This is a genomic window from Burkholderia sp. Bp9090 (assembly GCF_003857985.1).
Classification (GTDB): Bacteria; Pseudomonadota; Gammaproteobacteria; order Burkholderiales; family Burkholderiaceae; genus Burkholderia.
In genome coordinates this window covers 87709-106053 of sequence record NZ_QTPV01000006.1, presented here as the reverse complement: position 1 = coordinate 106053, position 18345 = coordinate 87709, and the positions used below count along the sequence as shown (strand labels likewise).

Sequence of the window (18345 nt, the reverse complement as noted above, 5' to 3'; positions counted from 1 at the left end):
CCCGACACACCATCACCTACACCGGAGACATCATGACCGACCACCGAACCGCGACGCTCGCGGGCAAATGCGCGCTCGTGACGGGCGCGAGCCGCGGCATCGGCCGCGCGATCGCGCAGCGCCTCGCAGCCGAAGGCGCGACCGTCGTCGTGACGGCGCGCAGCCTCACGCACTCGGCGACGACCGCCGGCACGCTCGCCGAAACGGTCGCGCTGATCGAGCAGGCCGGCGGCCGTGCGATCGCGCTCGCGGCGGACTTGTCGAAGCCGGCCGAGCGCGATGCGCTCGTCGCGCGCGCGGCCGAAGCGGCCGGCGGCCTCGACATCCTCGTAAACAACGCGGGCGTGGCCGACTACGCGTGCGTCGACGCGATGCCGATGACGATGTTCGACGCGACGATCGAACACTACCTGCGCATTCCGTTCGCACTGAGCCAGGCCGCGATTCCGCTGATGCGCGCGCGCGGCGCCGGCTGGATCGTGAACGTCGGCTCGGTCACCGCGCTCGCACCGCTGCGGCCGTTCGACGACTTCGCGCGCGCGGGCGGCGCGACCGTCTATGCGGCGGTCAAGGCCGCGCTGTCGCGTTTCACGCAGGGGCTCGCAGCCGAACTCGAAGCCGACGGCATCGCGGTGAACCTGGTCGCGCCGAGCACCGCGATCCGCACGCCGGGCGCGGCCCGCTATATCCCCGAAGGCTATCCGACCGAGGACGTCGCGTATCTGGCGGAAACCGCGCTCGCCCTGTGCAGCCTGCCGGCGCGCGAGCGCACGGGCCTCGTCACGCACAGCCTGCATTTTCCGCTGTCGCAGGGGCTCGCGGTGCGCTCGCTCGACGGCCGCACGCCGTTGCCGCCGCCCGAGATTCCGGCGTACGCGCATCCCCATATCGACCCGGCAGGACTGTGACATGACGAACCCGATTCGCTTCGACGGCGGCACCGCCGTGATCACCGGCGCGGCCAGCGGCATCGGCAGCGGGCTCGCGCGCCACGCGGCCGCGCTCGGGATGCGCGTGGTGCTGGCCGACCTCGACCCGGCGAAGCTCGACGCGTTCGCCGCGACGCTCGACACCGACGTGCTGTGCGTGCCGACCGACGTGAGCCGCCCGGAAGCCGTCGACGCGCTGGCCGACGCCGCCTGGCGGCGCTTCGGCGGCGTCGACCTGCTGTTCAACAACGCGGGCGTGATGGCGACCGGCTTCAGCTGGGAAATCACGCCGGAGCGCTTCGAGCGCAGCGTCGCGATCAACGTGCACGGCGTGATGAACGGGATCCGCAGCTTCGTGCCGCGCATGCTCGAGCGCAACGTGCCGGCGCGCGTCGTCAATACCGCGTCGGTCGGCGGGTTCCTGCCGAGCCCGCTGATGTCGCCTTACTCGGCGACGAAATTCGCGGTGGTCGCGCTGACCGAATCGCTGTACGGCGAACTGAAGATGCTCGGCGCGCCGGTCGGCGTGTCGCTCCTCGCGCCGGGCCCGGTGCAGACGGGCATCTTCAACGACCCGTTCGGCGCCGCGCACGACCGGCCCGAAGTACAGGGCTTCGTCGATACGATGCGCGCGATGCTGAACGCGCACGGGCTCACGCCCGACGTGTTCGCGGCGCGCGCGTTCGACGGCATTCGCGACGGGCGCTACTGGCTGATTCCGCAGCCGGAGACGCTCGACGGCGCGCTGCAGCGGCGCACCGCGGACATCCTCGCCGCGCGCGATCCGTCGCTGCCGTCGTTGTGATGGCGTGACGCGGGCCGGCCGACCGACGCGGCCGGCTCACGCAGCGTGACCCGCGTTACATATGCATGCCGCCGTGCGTGCGGCCGCTCGGGTCGCCGCCGCGATCGGGCGGCGTATTGTTCTGATCGATCTTCGCGAGCACGAAGCCGGCATGCGGCAGCGCGGCGGGCGAACGGTGGGCTGCCTGCGCGACCGAGGCGTGCGGTGCGTGCAGCAGCGTGGCGGGAAAACCGAATGACGTCACGCCCGGTTGAGCGAACGCCGAAAGGGATGCTGCCGCGAGGGCGGCGGCGACGATCGCGTGCGTGTTCATGGTGACTCCTTCTTCACGACTGACTGCGGGACAACGCATTCAGTCTAGGGCGCGAAACTTAACGCGGCGTGAAGGAGCGGCGGCGCGCGGATGACAGGATGTTCATGCGGTCATCCGCGCGACGCATTACGCGGAGGCGGATACCAGCGCGCAGAAGTTCTCGAGATCGACGTTGCCGCCGCTGATCACGATGCCGACGCGCTTGCCTTGCAGTTCGTCCTTCATCCGGCGCGCGGCCGCGAACGACAGGCAGCCGGTCGGCTCGACGACAATCTTCATACGGGTCGCGAAGAAGCGCATGCAGTCGACCAGCTCCGCGTCGGTCGCGGTCAGGATGTCGTCGACGTCGCGCCGCAGGATCGGGAACGTCAGGTTGCCGAGGTGCTGCGTCTGCGCGCCGTCGGCGATCGTGCGCGGCGTGTCGATATGGACGATCGACCCGGACCGGAACGATTGCTGGCCGTCGTTGCCGGCTTCCGGCTCGACGCCGTACAGCTTCGCGTGCGGCGACAGCGCGCGCGTCGCGAGCGCCGTGCCCGACAGCAGGCCACCGCCGCCGAGCGGCGTGAAGACCGCGTCGAGCGGCCCGACTTCGTCGAACAGTTCCTTCGCCGCCGTGCCCTGGCCCGCGATCACGTCCGCGTGGTCGTAGGGTGGCACCAGCGTGAGCCCGTGTTTTTCCGCGAGTTCGCGGCCGATCTGCTCGCGGTCCTCGGTATAGCGGTCGTAGGTCACGACGTTGCCGCCGTAGCCGCGCGTCGCGGCCATCTTCGCGGCCGGCGCGTCCTGCGGCATCACGATCGTCGCGGGGATGCCGAGGATGCGCGCCGACAGCGCGATCGCCTGCGCATGGTTGCCGGACGAGAACGCGACGACGCCGTGGCGCCGCTGCGTCGCGTCGAAGCGCGACAACGCGTTGAACGCGCCGCGGAACTTGAACGCGCCCATGCGCTGCAGGTTCTCGCATTTGAAGAACACCTGCGCGCCGAGCGCTTCGTCGATCGTGCGCGACGTCATCACGGGCGTGCGGTGCGCGTGGCCGTCGAGCCGCGACGCGGCGGCCGCGACGTCGTCGTAGGTGGGGAGGGTCGGAGTGTTCATGAGTCGCTCGTCGGAAGAGTCAGTCAACAGGTAAGCGGGGCGCGCCGCGGGCACGCGTCATTTCGCATCGTTGTATACAGTGGCGCGCGACACGCCGAGGTGCTGCGCGACGATTTCCATCGCGCGGCGCACCTCGAGGAAGCCGTCCGCCTTCAGCGCCTGCATCAGCTCGCGGCGCTGGTCGGTCTTCAGCTCGCGCGGCGTGGTCGCGCGGCGCGTCGCGAACGCGTCGATGCGCTGCCGGATCGCGTCCGCGCCGGCCGGGTCGAGCGTTTCGGCGACCGGCGCGCCTTCGGTGCTGCAGAACTGGTTCAGCATCCCCTGGAAGCCGCGGAACAGCGTGACGTCCGCGTTCAGGCACAGCGCGGCCACATAGCGGCCGCCCGAGTCCTTGATGCCGATCGACGTGCTTTTCGCGGTGCGGCCGTCGGCGAAGCGGTTCGCGTAGTTCGCGAGCACCTGCGGGAAGTCGTCGTCCGCGATGCGGGCGAGCCCGAGTTCGGTCGCCGGATCGCCGATCGCGCGGCCCGACAGGTTGTTGTGGATCGCGAGGATCGCGTGCTCCGGCGTGCGCAGGTCGTGCACGACGACTTCGGTGAACGGCGCGAACATCGCGCCGAGCCCTTCGGCGATGCGCAGCACCTGCTCGATCAGCGACGCCTGTTCCGACTGCGGCCTGGGGCGGGGCGTGGTCATGCGCTGGCCTCGAGCACGGGCGCGCCGGTCGTTTCCGGCCGCGTGATGTCGGCCAGCAGCGGGCGGGCGATCCGCACGTAGTCGGACGCGTCGAGCACGACCGAGCGGTCGAGGCGGCCCGCATTGAACGCGATTTCGTCGTTGAGCTCGATCAGGGCAGGGTCGACGACGAGCGCCACGTTCGCGTCGAACACGAACGGCGGCACGGCGCCCATCACGCAGCGCGTGACCGCGGCAGCGAGTTCGGGCGGCGCGAGCGTCGCCTTGCGGCGGCCGACCGCGTCGGCGACCTTGCGGAAGTCGATCTTCAGGTGGCCGGGGATCACCGCGAGCGCGGTGGCGTCGCCGCCGTCCTTGAACGTGCAGAGCATCGCCTTCGCGCCCTGTTCGGGACGCGTGCCGCGAAGCGCGGCGATCGCGTCGGATTTGCCTTCGGCCGGGTGATCGAGCACGCGGAACCGCGCGCCCGAGGTGTTCAGCAGTTCGCACAGCGCGTCGAAGACGGGGTAGTCGCTCATGGGGTTGCAGGCAGGAGGGCGCGCATCGCGGTACGCGGGAACGGCGCCTGTCGGTTCGCCGTCGATGGATTGTCCAAGTATAGACGTTTTGTCATGTCGGTGGCAAAAGCGCGAAACATGAATCGCCGAGCCTGTCCTCCCACCAACTGCCGAAAGGCCGTTTCATATCGCGGAATGCGTGCCGAATTCCCGCTGCGTCATCTTCCCGCCGCTTGAAAACCTGTTTTGCATCGCAAAACGCGTCGCTTATCTCATTGAAAAACAAGCAGAATTTATATCTTATGTCTTATATAAGAGTTGCTCGACAGTGCGCCGCGTGGCGTTACCATTGAGTCCATGCAGTTCGCTTCGTCACACGGAGCGGGCACGCTGAACCCTTTACTCAAATGCGCTTCGTTCCCAGGAGATTGACATGTCCCAATATCAAGACGACATCAAGGCAGTGGCTGGCTTGAAGGAAAACCACGGCAGCGCGTGGAATGCCATCAGCCCCGAGTATGCGGCCCGCATGCGTGCCCAGAACAAGTTCAAGACGGGGCTCGACATCGCGAAGTACACCGCGAAGATCATGCGTGCCGACATGGCCGCGTACGATGCCGACCCGGCCAAGTACACGCAGTCGCTGGGTTGCTGGCACGGCTTCATCGGCCAGCAGAAGATGATTTCCATCAAGAAGCACTTCAACAGCACCGAACGCCGTTACCTGTACCTGTCCGGCTGGATGGTCGCCGCGCTGCGCTCGGAGTTCGGCCCGCTGCCGGACCAGTCGATGCACGAAAAGACCTCGGTCAGCGCGCTGATCCGCGAGCTGTACACGTTCCTGCGCCAGGCCGATGCACGTGAACTCGGCGGCCTGTTCCGCGAGCTCGATGCTGCGAAGGACGCCGCTGCCAAGGCCGCGATCCAGGAAAAGATCGACAACCACGTGACGCACGTCGTGCCGATCATCGCCGACATCGACGCCGGTTTCGGCAACGCGGAAGCGACCTACCTGCTGGCCAAGCAGTTCATCGAAGCGGGCGCGTGCTGCATCCAGATCGAGAACCAGGTGTCCGACGAGAAGCAGTGCGGCCACCAGGACGGCAAGGTCACGGTGCCGCACGAGGACTTCCTCGCGAAGATCCGCGCGATCCGCTACGCGTTCCTGGAACTGGGCGTGGACGACGGCATCATCGTCGCCCGTACCGACTCGCTCGGCGCCGGCCTGACCAAGCAGATCGCCGTGACCAACACGCCGGGCGACCTGGGCGACCAGTACAACGCGTTCCTCGACTGCGAGGAACTGTCGGCCGACCAGCTGGGCAACGGTGACGTCGTCATCAAGCGCGACGGCAAGCTGCTGCGTCCGAAGCGCCTGCCGAGCAACCTGTTCCAGTTCCGCGCCGGCACGGGCGAAGCACGCTGCGTGCTCGACTGCATCACGTCGCTGCAGAACGGCGCCGACCTGCTGTGGATCGAAACCGAAAAGCCGCACATCGCGCAGATCGGCGGCATGGTCAGCGAAATCCGCAAGGTCATCCCGAACGCGAAGCTGGTGTACAACAACAGCCCGTCGTTCAACTGGACGCTGAACTTCCGTCAGCAGGCATATGACGCGCTGAAGGCCGCGGGCAAGGACGTGTCGGCCTACGACCGCGCGCAGCTGATGAGCGTCGAGTACGATGAGACCGAACTGGCCAAGCTCGCCGACGAGAAGATCCGCACGTTCCAGGCCGATGCATCGCGCGAAGCCGGCATCTTCCATCACCTGATCACGCTGCCGACGTACCACACGGCCGCGCTGTCGACCGACAACCTCGCGAAGGAATACTTCGGCGACCAGGGCATGCTCGGTTACGTGGCCGGCGTGCAGCGCAAGGAAATCCGCCAGGGCATCGCGTGCGTCAAGCACCAGAACATGTCCGGCTCGGATATCGGCGACGACCACAAGGAATACTTCAGCGGCGAAGCAGCGCTGAAGGCGGCGGGCAAGGACAACACGATGAACCAGTTCTCGTAATCGTCATACCCGCGGCACGACGCCAACCCGTTCATGACGGGTTGGCGTTTTTTTTATCCGCGTTTTATCCGCGCACCGCCTTCACGACGTACTGGCTCGTCGGCACCACGTCGATCTTGTCGAAGTCGATGAAGCGTCCGCAGCTGTCCATCATCTCCGCGACGTTGCGCTGGAATTTCTCCTCGTCGCCGACCGCATCGAAGAACGCGTACGGATCGGTCATCGCCGCGGCCGGGAAGCACTCCTCGACGATCGCGTCGTAGCCGGGCGCCGCATGCGTGAGCGCGCGCACGACCACGTTCTGCACGTACAGGAAGTTATCCTGAGTATCGATCGCGACGCGCGTGTGATGGCCGTTCCACACATCGAGCCACGCTTCGTGCGTGAGGCGCGGCGGGCGCTTCAGGAACGCGAGCTGCGAGAAGCCGCTGGTGCGCTCGCCGGGCCGCGCCGGAAAGCGCGTGTTCGGAATCGGCTGCGATTCGGTGACCAGATACGCGGCCATGTGCGGGACGGCCGCGCGCACCGCGTCGTCGAACGGTTGGCGGAACATCGGGTTCGCACTGTCGATCCATACCGCTACGATGCCGTCGATGCCCGGGTGCGTGTTGGTCTGCTTGAGGCCGGCGGCCGGCGCGACGTCGGCGTCGGCGACGTTCACCTGCACGCCGTGCGCGCCGAGCGACAGCAGCTTGTCGGCGAGCTGCGCGCGCACGCTGCGGCTCCACGGCTCGGGCGCGGCCTGCGCGTCGCGCCACAACACGTAAATGACTTTCTCCATTGCTCCGGCTCCAGGGGGGGAATGACGGGATCGGCGGCGCTGCCGCCGGGTTTCAGGAAGCGTTGACGGCCGAATCGGCCGGGCGCGTTGCGTCGTGCGCGTGCGGCGCGAAGCGGTTCGCGGTCAGCGTGAACGACGGCGGAATCGGCGATGTGACGGTTTCGAACAGGCGCTCGTGACGCGTCGCGTGAATGCGCCACACACCGTCGTGCTTCACGTACTGGTCGTCGTAGAACGCGGTGCCGTGCACCAGGTAGTCATCCTCGAGATTGATCGCGTGATCCTCGAGAAACCACACGCCGCACGCGTGACCGGCGGACACCAGCGTGAGCTCGGGATGATGGCCGTGATGCATCGTCAGGAAGGTCGGCTTGCCGATCAGCGCACGCAGGCTCGACACGAATGCGTCGCGGCCGTCGTACGCATAGCGGCCGCCTTGCAGGCGCACCTCGCAATCCCCGGTCAAGCATTGTTCGAGCAACGCCCAGTCGTGCGTGTCGATCGCGCGGAAATACCGGTACTTCAGCTGGCGGATCTGCTCGTACTCGTAGAGCGTGCGGGTCGTCTCGTCCATCGCCGTGTCTCGTGGTGGTGTCGTCCGATCTTAGGAACGAAGCCACTCATGTCACATCGTCTGTTCGGACGAACGCCGCGACGGCCGCGTGCATCTCCGCCGCCACGGACCATCGAGGTTCATCCAAACAGGTGATGGCCGGCCATTCGTGCGGCTGTAACGTGGCGTCGACGCGGCTTCGATCCGCGCACACGAGACCAAGGAGACGGCATGACCCCGATCGAACGAATGGAAGTGCGCGTGCGCAGGCTCGAGGACGCCGACGCGATTCGCCAGCTGAAGGCCCGCTACTTCACGTGCTGCGACCGGAAGGATCCGCAAGGGATGCGCGATTGTTTCGCGCCCGGCACCGTGCACATCGACTATGGCCGGATCGGCACGTTCGAGCATCGCGACGCGCTCGTCGACGTGTTCGAGCGGCTCGGCTGCCACCCGCACATCGTCGAGATGCACCACGGCGTGAATCCGCACATCACCGTGCTCGACGACACGCATGCGCGCGGCACGTGGGGCCTGCATTACCAGATGCTCGACACCGATGCGCGCACGCTCACGCAGCTCGGCGCGACCTACGACGATGAATACCGGAAGGTCGACGGCGAATGGAAGATCGCGGCCACGCGCTGCGTCGTCACGTCGACGCTGTCGGCCCGCTACGACGGCGATGCGCCTGGCGTGCTGTTCGCCGGCGCGCAGCCGCCTGCCGCATAACGAAACGACGCGCGCTCCCCGCGCCGGTCGAGAACATTCCCCCAGGAGACATCGAACATGACACAGAACCACGAGGCGCCGGTCGCCGTCGTGACGGGCGCGTCGCGCGGCGCAGGCAAGGGCATCGCGCGCGCGCTCGGCGCGGCCGGCATGACCGTCTACGTGACGGGCCGTTCGCAGCACGAAGGCGATGCGCCGCTGCCCGGCACGATCCACGAGACCGCGCGCGAGATCGACGCGCTCGGCGGCCGCGGGATCGCGGTCGCGTGCGACCACGCGGACGACGCGCAGGTGAAGGCGCTGTTCGAGCGTGTCGAACGGGAAAGCGGGCGGCTCGACATCCTCGTCAACAACGCGACGTACCTGCACGACCAGCTGATCCTGCCGGGCCCGTTCTGGGAGAAGTCGCTCGACCTCGTGAACATCCTCGACGTCGGGCTGCGTTCGGCCTATGTCGCGAGCTGGCATGCCGCGCCGCTGATGGCGAAGCGCCGCAGCGGGCTGATCGCGTTCACGTCGTCGTTCGGCGCGAGCTGCTACATGCACGGCGCCGCGTACGGCGCGCAGAAATCCGGTGTCGACAAGTTCGCGAAGGACATGGCGGTCGACTTGAAGCCGTTCGACGTCGCGGCCGTGTCGATCTGGATGGGGCCGCTGCGCACCGAGCGCACGACGCGCGTGTGGGACGAGCATCCGGACCTGTACAAGGAATTCTCGCTCGTCGCCGAAAGCCCGGAATTCACCGGCCGCGTGATTCATGCGATCCACGCCGATCCGCAGCGCATGGCGCTGTCCGGGCAGGTGCTGGTCGGCGCGGAAGCCGCGCTGCAGTACGGCATTTCTGATCTCGACGGCAAACAGCCGCCGTCGTACCGCGAACTGCTCGGCGGCCCCGTGCAGGCGCATCCGGCAATCGTCGCTTAAGGAGCGCGCATGGGCATGCTCAAGGGCAAGGTCGCGCTCGTGACGGGCGCGGGGCAGGGCGTCGGGCAAGGTGTCGCGCACGCGCTCGCAGCCGAAGGCGCGCAGGTGGCCGTGGTCGGCCGCACACGCGACAAGCTGGTCGCGACGTGCGATGCGATTCGCGCACGCGGCGGGGTCGCGGAGCCGTTCGTGTGCGACGTGATGGACGCCGCGCAGATCGCGCAGTGCGTCGATGCCGTGGTGGAGCGTTTTCGCGGCGTGCAGATCCTGATCAACAACGCGCAGGTCGTACCGCTCGGCCGCCTGCTCGACGTGACCGACGCGGATTTTCTCGCGGGCCTCGAATCGGGGCCGATCGCCACGCTGCGGATGATGCGTGCGTGTCATCCGCATCTGAAGGGCGATGGCGTGATCGTCAATTTCGCATCGTCGGCCGCGGTGCGCTGGGACACGTCGGGTTACGGCGCCTATGCGGCAACCAAGGAAGCGATTCGTGCGCTCACGCGTGCGGCGGCATGCGAATGGGGCGCCGACGGCATCCGCGTGAACGCGGTCGCGCCGCATGCGCTGTCGCCGGGGCTGAAGGGCTGGGTCGACGCGAACCCGGACGAGGCCGCGGCGTTCTTCCGCACGATCCCGCTCGGCCGCGTCGGCGACTGCGAGCAGGACATCGGGCGCGCGATCGTGTTTCTCGCGAGCCGCGATGCGGCCTACCTGACGGGCGCGACGCTGCCGCTCGACGGCGGGCAGGCGTACTGGGGCTGACGGCTGGCGCGGGATCGCCGCGTCGTCGTCAGCTCGTGATCGGCCGCGCACCGGCGTGCAGCCGGGCGTCGCGGCCGGCGAACGGAACTGGAACTGGAACCGGAACCGGAACTGAAATCGAAACGCATCGGAGAGAGAACGACATGAGTCGACTGGAAGGAAAGGTAGCGATCGTCACGGGCGGCGCGCGCGGAATGGGCGCGGCGACGTGCAGGCTGTTCGTCGAAGCGGGCGCGCGCGTCGTGATCGCCGACGTGCTCGACGCGGAAGGCGAGGCGCTTGCGCGCGAGCTCGGCGACGCCGCGCGCTTCATGCGGCTCGACGTGGCCGACGAAGCAAACTGGCAACGCGTGGCCGACGCGACCGTCGAGCAGTTCGGCCGCATCGACGTGCTCGTCAACAACGCGGCGGTGCTGATGTTCGGCGCGATCACCGAGTTGTCGAAACGCGATTTCGAGCGTGCGGTGTCGATCAATCTTGTCGGCACGTTCGTCGGCATCCATACGATCGCGCCGCGCATGATCGCGCAAAAGCGCGGGTCGATCGTCAACATTTCGTCGGTGGACGGGCTGCGCGGCGTGAATGCGCTGGCCGCCTACGTCTCGAGCAAATGGGGCGTGCGCGGGCTGACGAAGGTGGCGGCGCTCGAACTCGGCCACCAGGGCGTGCGCGTGAATTCGATCCATCCCGGTGGCGTGAACACCGCGATGTCGAACCCGACCGGCGCGCCGCTCGACGAAGTCAACAAGCACTACACGCACGTGCCGCTGCAGCGGGTCGGCTTGCCTGAGGAAATCGCGCGCGCGACGCTGTTTCTCGCGAGCGACGAAGCGTCGTACTGCAACGGCGCCGAGCTGTCGGTCGACGGCGGGATGGCGGCGGGCGCGTATTACCCCGGATTGCCCGGCGCGCCGTTTTGAGCGGTAGCGTACACAACGCGTGCGCGACGGATGTTTGTGTACGCAACCTAATTCAGGGTTTGCCTGAGTAGCGAAAACGCGAATTCGGACGGCGACGGTTCGGGTGCATCGCATGCGAACCTGTCGCGCCGGATTTTGCGCTTTTGCGAAACCCTTGCCGGACGGACGTTCCAGCCGTTTCGGCCCCAAAGCGCACGCGGCGGCGCAAAAAAAGGACCTGCCGGCAAGCGGCGTGCCGGCGCGTCGACACAGTTGTTTCTTGTTGCAACGCAACGCCAGCCCAATAACGGCGATGGTATGCTGGCCGATATGGAGTTGTACGGCAGGTTGCTTGCATGGCGAAACTCGCGTTCGCTCACTCATACGAGACATCACATTCTCTCGCCCGCATCGCGGCATCGACACGCGCTCCGCTCGCGCGTCCCGCCTTGCGCGTCGCTTCAACCTGCGCTCCGACCGCATTCCCCATCTCGCGGGCTCGCCCCGCATCCCCCATCCCCGCCCAATAATCTGGAGACATTCCCATGTCGCAAAACTCTTTGGCCGAAGCGACGCACGGCCCGCTGATCGCTCCCCCGGCATACGTCAAACATCGCAAGCTGATCGACTGGGTATCGCGCATCGCGGCGCTGACGGAGCCCGAGCGTGTCGTCTGGTGCGACGGCTCGCAGGAAGAGAACGACGCGCTGTGCCAGGCGATGGTCGACCAGGGCACGCTCACGCGCCTGAACCCGGCGAAGCGCCCGAACTCGTATCTCGCGCAGTCCGATCCGTCCGACGTCGCGCGCGTCGAGGACCGCACCTTCATCTGCACCGAATCGCCCGACGACGTCGGCCCGACCAACAACTGGATCGCGCCGGAAGAAATGCGCGAGACGCTGAACGGCCTGTTCCGCGGCTCGATGCGCGGCCGCACGCTGTACGTCGTGCCGTTCTCGATGGGCCCGCTCGGCTCGCCGATCGCGCACGTCGGGGTCGAGCTGTCCGACAGCCCGTACGTGGCCGTGAACATGCGGATCATGACGCGCATGGGCCGCGAGGTGTATGACGTGCTCGGCGAGGACGGCGAATTCGTGCCGTGCGTGCACAGCGTCGGCCATCCGCTCGAAGCGGGCCAGAATGACGTGCCGTGGCCGTGCAACCCGGTCAAGTACATCGTGCATTTCCCCGATACGCGTGAAATCTGGAGCTTCGGCTCCGGCTATGGCGGCAACGCGCTGCTCGGCAAGAAGTGCTTCGCGCTGCGCATCGCGTCGACGATGGGCCGCGACCAGGGCTGGCTCGCCGAACACATGCTGATCCTCGGCGTGACGTCGCCGGCCGGCAAGAAGTATCACGTCGCGGCCGCGTTCCCGTCCGCGTGCGGCAAGACCAACTTCGCGATGCTGATCCCGCCGCAGGGCTTCGACGGCTGGAAGGTCACGACGATCGGCGACGACATCGCGTGGCTGAAGCCCGGCCGCGACGGGCGCCTGTATGCGATCAACCCGGAAGCCGGCTTCTTCGGCGTCGCGCCGGGCACCGGCGTGAAGACCAACCCGAATGCGATCTCGACGCTGAAGGAGAACGTGATCTTCACGAACGTCGCGCTGACGGAAGACGGCGACGTGTGGTGGGAAGGCCTGACCGACACGCCGCCCGCGAAGCTGAAGGACTGGCAGGGCAACCCGTGGACGCCGGAGATCGGCAAGGAAACGGGCCGCAAGGCCGCGCATCCGAACTCGCGCTTCACGGCGCCGGCATCGCAATGCCCGTCGATCGACGCGGACTGGGAGAACCCGGCCGGCGTGCCGATCGACGCGTTCATCTTCGGCGGCCGCCGCTCGACGACCGTGCCGCTCGTGACCGAGGCGCGCGACTGGGTCGAAGGCGTGTACATGGCCGCGACGATGGGCTCCGAGACGACCGCCGCCGCGGCCGGCCAGCAGGGTGTGGTGCGCCGCGACCCGTTCGCGATGCTGCCGTTCTGCGGCTACAACATGAGCGATTATTTCGCGCACTGGCTGAATCTCGGCAAGCAGCTCGAAGGCGCGGGCGCGAAACTGCCGAAGATCTACTGCGTGAACTGGTTCCGCAAGGACGCGAACGGCAAGTTCGTGTGGCCGGGCTTCGGCGAGAACATGCGCGTGCTGAAGTGGATGCTCGATCGCCTCGAAGGCAACGGCGGCGGCGGCGAACATGCGTTCGGCGTGTCGCCGGCGTATGACGACCTGCACTGGGACGGGCTCGACTTCACGCGCGAGCAGTTCGAGGCGGTCACGTCGATGAATGCAGGCGAATGGCGCGAGGAACTGAAGCTGCATGCGGCGCTGTTCGACACGCTGAAGCTGCGTCTGCCGGCGGAGTTGACCGAGACGATGAAGAACATCGAACAGCGTATCGGCGGCTGACGATGCGAGTCGAAGTCACGCAGTAACGACGTAACGCCGTTGTGGCATGAACGTCCCGCCGCCGGCATGCATCGCCGGTGGCGGGACGTTTTCGCTTCTGCTTCGTTTCAGCGTCGCGCGTGCAACGCCGGCCGTGCGCTTACGCGCCGCACTGCGCGACCACTTCGTTCACCGCGCGCTGCACATCGCCGCGCCGATAGCGCAGCAGCGCGATATCGGCCGGGTCCGGCTCGTACGCCACGACGTTGCCGCGCCCCGTATAGATCGCGATGTCCGGCAGCAGCGGATGCTCCTGGTCGAGCGACGGCACCGGCTGCGGATTGCCGGCCGCGCGAAAGAACGCCGCGAAGTAGTCGGCGAAGCTCAGGTTCTCGTCGCCGACGAGATAGGCCTTGCCGGATTCGCCGCGTTGCAGCGCGCCCAAGATCGCTTCCGACAGCGATTGCGTCGAGATGAAGTTGCTGCCGCCGGCCGGCCCGTACACCGGCAGGCCCGCGAGCTTGCCCTGCGCATAGCCCGTGTACGCGGCGAACATCTCGTTGCGCAGCCCCGGCACCGAGCCGACCACGAACGGCGCGTTCACGCTGCATACCGCGAACGACGGCGATGCGAGCGCGCGCACGCGTTCGTCGGCGAGATGGCGCGAGCGCACGTACGGCACCGTGTCGACGAGCGCCGGCGCGACCTGCGGATAGAAGCTGCCGACCAGCACCGCGCGCTTTACGCCCGCGTCGCGCGCGAGCGCGAAGAAGCGCGGCACCGCGTCGACGTTCGCGCGTTCCCAGTGCGCGGCTTCGTCGGTGCCGGGCGGCAGGTGGCGAATGTCGTTGCCGGCCGCGAACACGACCGCGTCGAATGGCGCGAGATCGTCGCGCGTGAAGTTGCCGGCCACGTAGTCGCGCAGCAGCACGTCGAATTGCGCGAGCGCGCTGCCCGGCGCGGGCGGCTTGCGCGCGGCGAGCGTCACGTCGTTGCCTTGCGCGCGCAGATGCAATGCGGCGTGGCCGCCGATGAGGCCGGTACCGCCGATGATCAGGATTTTCATGGTGTCTCCGGTGGCGGCGCAGGCGCGCCGCTTGAATTGAACCGATGATTGAACGGACGAATCCGTGCGGAACGTCGCTCAGAAATTGAAGCCGTTGCCGCTGACGACCGGCATGTTGGTCCAGAATCCGTTCGGATCGCGATACCAGCCGGCCGCCGCGAGTGCACCGCCGTCGACGTGCAGCGTCGTGCCGGTGACCCATGCGGCGAGCGGGCTCGCGAGGAACAGCGCGGCGCCCGCGATGTCGCCGGCCGCACCGAAGCGCCCGAGCGGAATCCAGCGCGGGACGTGCGCGCGATGCTCGGGCGCGACCATCGCGTTGACCGGCACCTGCGGCGTCTCGGTGGTCTCCGGCGCGATCTGGTTCACGCGGATGCCGGCCGGCCCGAGTTCGAGCGCGAGGCTTTTCGTGAAGCCGGTCAGCGCGGCCTTGAACGACGCGTACACGGTGCAGTTCGGAATCGCGCGAAAGCCCTCGATCGACGACACGCCGACGATGCTGCTGCCCGCGCCGCGCTTGCGCAGCAACGGCAGCATCGCGCGCGTGACGACGAACACCTGGCGCAGGTTCACGTCGAACAGCCGCGCGATGTCGTCGTCGGTATGGTCGTCGAACGGTTTCGCGATCTGCAGAAAATCGCCGACGTTGTTGACGAGCACGTCGAGCCCGCCGAAGCGGGCGTCGATCGTCCGCGCGAACGCGTTGACCTCGTCGCGGCGTGTGACGTCCACGGTGCCGACCAGCGCGTCGACGCCCGCGGCTTCGAGTGCCTGACGCACGTCCTGCGCGCGGGCGGGATCGACCTCGGCCACCACGACCCGCGCGCCCGCCGCGCCGAACGCTTGCGCGCATGCGCGGCCGATGCCCGCGCCGCCGCCGGTGACCAGCACGGTCTTGCCGGAAAAGGAAATCATCGGAACGCTACTCCTTCGAACGGAAAAGCCACGCGCCGCATCACAGCGACGCAACCAGTTGCGCGTTGTCGATCCGCAGCTCCGCGCCGTTCACGAAGCGCGATTCGTCGGATGCGAGGAACAGCACGAGATTCGCGACGTCCTGCGGATCGCACATGCGTGCCATCGGATCGTTGCCGATGCCGAGCTCGGCCGGATCGAGGCCGGGCATCAGCGCCTGCGTCATCGATGTCCAGATGCCGTCCGGATGGATCGAGTTGCAGCGGATCCGGTAGCCGCTGCGCTTGCAGTGCACGGCGACGCTGCGCGCGAGCGCCGTTACCGCACCTTTCGAGCCGGTGTACGCGCACATCATCGGCAGGCCGCCGAGCGCGGCGACCGACGACATCATCACGATCGAGCCCGGCGTGTCGTTGTGCTTCATCGCGCCGATCGCATACTTGCAGCCGAGAAAGTAGCCGTCCGCGTTGACACGCAGCACGCGTCGCCAGGTGTCGAGGCTCGTGTCCTCGATCGAGCCGACCGGGCAGATCGCCGCGTTGTTGACGAGCACGTCGAGGCGGCCGAAGCGCTCGAGCGTCGACGCGATCGCGTGCCGCCAGCCGTCTTCGTCGGCGATGTCCTGATGGACGAAGAGCGCGGTGTCGCCGATCTCGCGCGCGAGTGCGCGGCCCGCGTCCTCGTCGATGTCGGTGAGGACCACGCGCGCGCCTTCGGCGGCGAGCAGCAGCGCATCCGCGCGGCCGACCCCGCTCGCCGCGCCGGTGATCAGCGCGACCTTGTTTGCGACTCGATTCATGTCCGGTCGATTTCCTGTGACGTTGAAAGAAGGCGGGCGCTCATGCGGCGCCCGGCGCACGGCCGGCCCTGACCGCGTCGAGCGCGGCCGCGCCGTAGATCTGCGCGATGGTGGCGTCGACGCGCGGGTTGGCGCGCAGCTCGTGGCCGCCGTCGACCGCGAAGCTCTGGCCGGTGACCCAGCCCGACTCGGGGCCGGCGAGATAGCGCACCGCGTGCGCGATCGCTTCCGGCTCGCCGAGTGAGCCGAGCGGAATCTGGTCGAGGAAGCTGTCGACGAGCGCCCGGTTGTCGAACATCGGCGCGGTGGCCTCCGAGCGCGTGAGGCCCGGTCGCACCGCGTTCACGCGGATCCTCGCGCCGGCCAGTTCCTCGGCGGCCCCGCGCACCAGCGCTTCGAGCGCGGCCTTCGCGGTGCAGTACGCGGTCAGCCAGCGGAAATTGATCTGCGCGGCCGTCGACGAGATGCAGACGATCGTGCCGCCGCCGCTGTCGGCGAGCCGTGGCGCCGCGTGACGGATCGCGGCGAACGCGCTGTTCAGGTTCAGCTCGATTTCCGCGCGGAAGCTGTCGGCGTCGTGCATCAGCAGCGGCCGGAACCCGGCGCCGCCGACGGTCGGCACGACGATGTCGAGCCGGCCGTCGAGCGCCCACGCGGTATCCAGCGCCGCCTGCAGGTCGCCGTCGTCGCACGCGTCGCCGGCATCGATCGCGACGCGGCTGCCGGGCAGCGTGTCGGTCAGGCGCCGCTGCGTGCGTTCGAGTGCATCGCGGCGGCGGCCCATCAGCACGACGGCCGCGCCATCGGCGGCAAGCGCGTGCGCACAGGCCGCGCCGATGCCGCCGGCGCCGCCCGTGACGAGCGCGGTGCGGCCGGCGAGGGGAAGGGATGCGCGCATCGTTCAGCCCTCCAGCGGCAGGTCTTGCGACCAGTCGACGTGCAGCGTGCGCGCGGCGAAGCGCCACGTGCCGCCGTCGAGCACGCAGCGGTCGCGATAGCGCAGCCCCCAGTCGAGCTTGCGCTTCACGCCGTCGCGCACGTACACGTGGCACGCGAGGCAGTAGGTCTCGACGTCGGCCTCACCGCCGTCGAGCGTGGCGAGCTGGTTGTGCACGTGATGCTGGGTGGTTTCGTAGCGCTCGATCACGCGCATGCCGGCGACGATCGCATCGCGGTCGTCGAAACGGAAACCGGGGCCGTCGAGCTGGGCGTCGGCGGTGAAGAGGGTGGCGAGGCGCGGCCAGTCGCGCCGGTCGACGGCCTGCGCGTAACGGCACGCGAGTTCGTACAGCGCGTGGCGGGGATTCGAATCGGTCATGCGGTACTCCCGTGAATGAACGGAAAGACTCGGCCGCGCCGCGAGCGCGGACGCGACGGCATTGCGACGTCGACCCGCAGGTTCGCATCCGGCCGCGCGATCCTCATCATCCATACGGAGCAGGGGCACGATCAGGGAAAACACCGGCGCGATGGCCGCGCATCGTCCGATGGTGCGATGCAGCGGTGAACGCGCGGCGCGTGCCCGAAGATCGCGCGCCCCGTCACGACGGGCTGAGGCACGCGGTTTTCCAATCGCGACGCCGCTGCCACCGCTCGACGATGCTGCGGCGCCGCACGTCGCGTCAGGGCCGCTTCGCGTTTGCCCCTAGTCGAAATGGACGATGGCCGGCGGGCCGGCGCTGGCTACCGTGCAGTCATCCGGTGCGGTTGCCTGTTTGCCCGAGGCCAGTGCACCGGACACGAACCGCGATAGCGGCCAACCGGAGGGGACACGATCATGAGACTGACGACTCGCAAGCTGTGCGTATTGGCGATGGGCGCGTTCGCGGCGATGGTGATGGCGCGATATGGCGCCGATCAGGTCCCGGCGCCGCCGTATGCGGCCGGCATCCTGCAATGCCGCTCGCTCGATGCGAACGGCCTGCCGACCGGTTGCGTGCCGATCGATCCTTCGCGCTTCGGTTTCGCCGCACTGCGCGGCATGTGACGACGGCGCGGCCGCGTGCCGCGCCGACTCGATGTCACGTTGACGCCGTCACGATGCGACGGCGACCGGGTGGACGGCGTTCGCGCAGCGCAGTGTCGCGGCGCGGCACGCTCGCGGCAGTTCGTCCGGCGTGTGCATGCCCCCGGCTTGGCTCGCCGCTGCCGCTCGATTTC

Annotated in this window: 20 protein-coding genes; 9 read left to right on the top strand and 11 right to left on the bottom strand. The window is 68.1% G+C overall.

Annotated elements, in window-relative coordinates:
• Positions 1–32: 32 nt before the first annotated feature.
• Together DIE16_RS08260 and DIE16_RS08255 are read left to right on the top strand one after the other, a co-directional pair.
• On the top strand, positions 33–908 hold the full coding sequence (locus tag DIE16_RS08260) for an SDR family NAD(P)-dependent oxidoreductase (protein ID WP_124522868.1): 876 nt from the start codon (positions 33–35) through the stop codon (positions 906–908).
• Between the two features lies 1 nt (position 909).
• Positions 910–1734 carry an SDR family NAD(P)-dependent oxidoreductase gene (locus DIE16_RS08255; RefSeq protein WP_124522869.1) on the top strand — a complete coding sequence of 275 codons (825 nt, stop codon included), beginning with the start codon at positions 910–912 and terminating at the stop codon, positions 1732–1734.
• 55 nt (positions 1735–1789) lie between these two features.
• Here the strand turns inward: DIE16_RS08255 and DIE16_RS08250 are convergent, their stop codons facing one another.
• From DIE16_RS08250 to DIE16_RS08235, 4 genes are all read right to left on the bottom strand, one after another.
• The gene (locus tag DIE16_RS08250) at positions 1790–2047 is read right to left on the bottom strand and encodes a hypothetical protein (RefSeq protein WP_124522870.1); all 258 of its coding nucleotides are present in this window, start codon (positions 2045–2047) and stop codon (positions 1790–1792) included.
• Positions 2048–2173: 126 nt separating this feature from the next.
• Positions 2174–3148, bottom strand: a complete 975-nt coding sequence (locus DIE16_RS08245) for a threo-3-hydroxy-L-aspartate ammonia-lyase (RefSeq protein ID WP_124522871.1) — start codon at positions 3146–3148, stop codon at positions 2174–2176.
• Positions 3149–3205: 57 nt separating this feature from the next.
• Positions 3206–3844 carry a transcriptional regulator gene (locus DIE16_RS08240; protein WP_124522873.1) on the bottom strand — a complete coding sequence of 213 codons (639 nt, stop codon included), beginning with the start codon at positions 3842–3844 and terminating at the stop codon, positions 3206–3208.
• Positions 3841–4362 (bottom strand): YbaK/prolyl-tRNA synthetase associated domain-containing protein, encoded by a 522-nt coding sequence (locus DIE16_RS08235; RefSeq protein WP_124522874.1) that lies wholly within the window; start codon positions 4360–4362, stop codon positions 3841–3843. The genes DIE16_RS08240 and DIE16_RS08235 overlap by 4 nt, the downstream gene beginning before the upstream one ends.
• Before the next feature lie 412 nt (positions 4363–4774).
• Here DIE16_RS08235 and DIE16_RS08230 point away from each other — a divergent pair, with 412 nt between their 5' ends.
• Positions 4775–6361, top strand: a complete 1587-nt coding sequence (locus DIE16_RS08230) for an isocitrate lyase (protein WP_124522875.1) — start codon at positions 4775–4777, stop codon at positions 6359–6361.
• Positions 6362–6425: 64 nt separating this feature from the next.
• Here DIE16_RS08230 and DIE16_RS08225 read toward each other — a convergent pair whose 3' ends face one another.
• Positions 6426–7142 (bottom strand): EthD domain-containing protein, encoded by a 717-nt coding sequence (locus DIE16_RS08225; protein ID WP_124522877.1) that lies wholly within the window; start codon positions 7140–7142, stop codon positions 6426–6428.
• Positions 7143–7194: 52 nt separating this feature from the next.
• The gene (locus DIE16_RS08220) at positions 7195–7716 is read right to left on the bottom strand and encodes a nuclear transport factor 2 family protein (RefSeq protein ID WP_124522879.1); all 522 of its coding nucleotides are present in this window, start codon (positions 7714–7716) and stop codon (positions 7195–7197) included.
• Between the two features lie 210 nt (positions 7717–7926).
• Here DIE16_RS08220 and DIE16_RS08215 point away from each other — a divergent pair, with 210 nt between their 5' ends.
• From DIE16_RS08215 to DIE16_RS08190, 5 genes are all read left to right on the top strand, one after another.
• The gene (locus DIE16_RS08215; protein WP_124484721.1) at positions 7927–8427 is read left to right on the top strand and encodes a nuclear transport factor 2 family protein; all 501 of its coding nucleotides are present in this window, start codon (positions 7927–7929) and stop codon (positions 8425–8427) included.
• Between the two features lie 57 nt (positions 8428–8484).
• Complete coding sequence (locus DIE16_RS08210; protein ID WP_124522881.1) at positions 8485–9351, top strand: SDR family NAD(P)-dependent oxidoreductase; 867 nt, start codon at positions 8485–8487, stop codon at positions 9349–9351.
• A 9-nt stretch (positions 9352–9360) separates the two neighbouring features.
• Positions 9361–10116, top strand: coding sequence for an SDR family NAD(P)-dependent oxidoreductase (locus DIE16_RS08205; RefSeq protein WP_124522882.1), 756 nt, complete (start codon positions 9361–9363; stop codon positions 10114–10116).
• 143 nt (positions 10117–10259) lie between these two features.
• Positions 10260–11036 carry a glucose 1-dehydrogenase gene (locus DIE16_RS08200; RefSeq protein ID WP_124573106.1) on the top strand — a complete coding sequence of 259 codons (777 nt, stop codon included), beginning with the start codon at positions 10260–10262 and terminating at the stop codon, positions 11034–11036.
• A 524-nt stretch (positions 11037–11560) separates the two neighbouring features.
• Complete coding sequence (locus DIE16_RS08190; RefSeq protein WP_124522884.1) at positions 11561–13426, top strand: phosphoenolpyruvate carboxykinase (GTP); 1866 nt, start codon at positions 11561–11563, stop codon at positions 13424–13426.
• Between the two features lie 139 nt (positions 13427–13565).
• Here the strand turns inward: DIE16_RS08190 and DIE16_RS08185 are convergent, their stop codons facing one another.
• The 5 genes from DIE16_RS08185 to DIE16_RS08165 form a co-directional block, all read right to left on the bottom strand.
• Positions 13566–14471: an NAD-dependent epimerase/dehydratase family protein gene (locus DIE16_RS08185; RefSeq protein WP_124522885.1), complete on the bottom strand. Its 906-nt coding sequence runs from the start codon at positions 14469–14471 to the stop codon at positions 13566–13568.
• 78 nt (positions 14472–14549) lie between these two features.
• Positions 14550–15386, bottom strand: coding sequence for an SDR family NAD(P)-dependent oxidoreductase (locus tag DIE16_RS08180; RefSeq protein WP_124522886.1), 837 nt, complete (start codon positions 15384–15386; stop codon positions 14550–14552).
• Between the two features lie 40 nt (positions 15387–15426).
• Positions 15427–16185 carry an SDR family oxidoreductase gene (locus DIE16_RS08175; RefSeq protein WP_124522887.1) on the bottom strand — a complete coding sequence of 253 codons (759 nt, stop codon included), beginning with the start codon at positions 16183–16185 and terminating at the stop codon, positions 15427–15429.
• Positions 16186–16225: 40 nt separating this feature from the next.
• Entirely contained in the window at positions 16226–17083 is an 858-nt protein-coding gene (locus DIE16_RS08170; RefSeq protein WP_124522889.1) for an SDR family NAD(P)-dependent oxidoreductase, read from the bottom strand.
• A gap of 3 nt (positions 17084–17086) precedes the next feature.
• Positions 17087–17503 carry a nuclear transport factor 2 family protein gene (locus DIE16_RS08165; RefSeq protein ID WP_124522891.1) on the bottom strand — a complete coding sequence of 139 codons (417 nt, stop codon included), beginning with the start codon at positions 17501–17503 and terminating at the stop codon, positions 17087–17089.
• Positions 17504–17962: 459 nt separating this feature from the next.
• Between DIE16_RS08165 and DIE16_RS08160 the strand changes: the two genes are divergently transcribed.
• Complete coding sequence (locus DIE16_RS08160; protein ID WP_124522892.1) at positions 17963–18172, top strand: hypothetical protein; 210 nt, start codon at positions 17963–17965, stop codon at positions 18170–18172.
• Positions 18173–18345 lie beyond the last annotated feature (173 nt).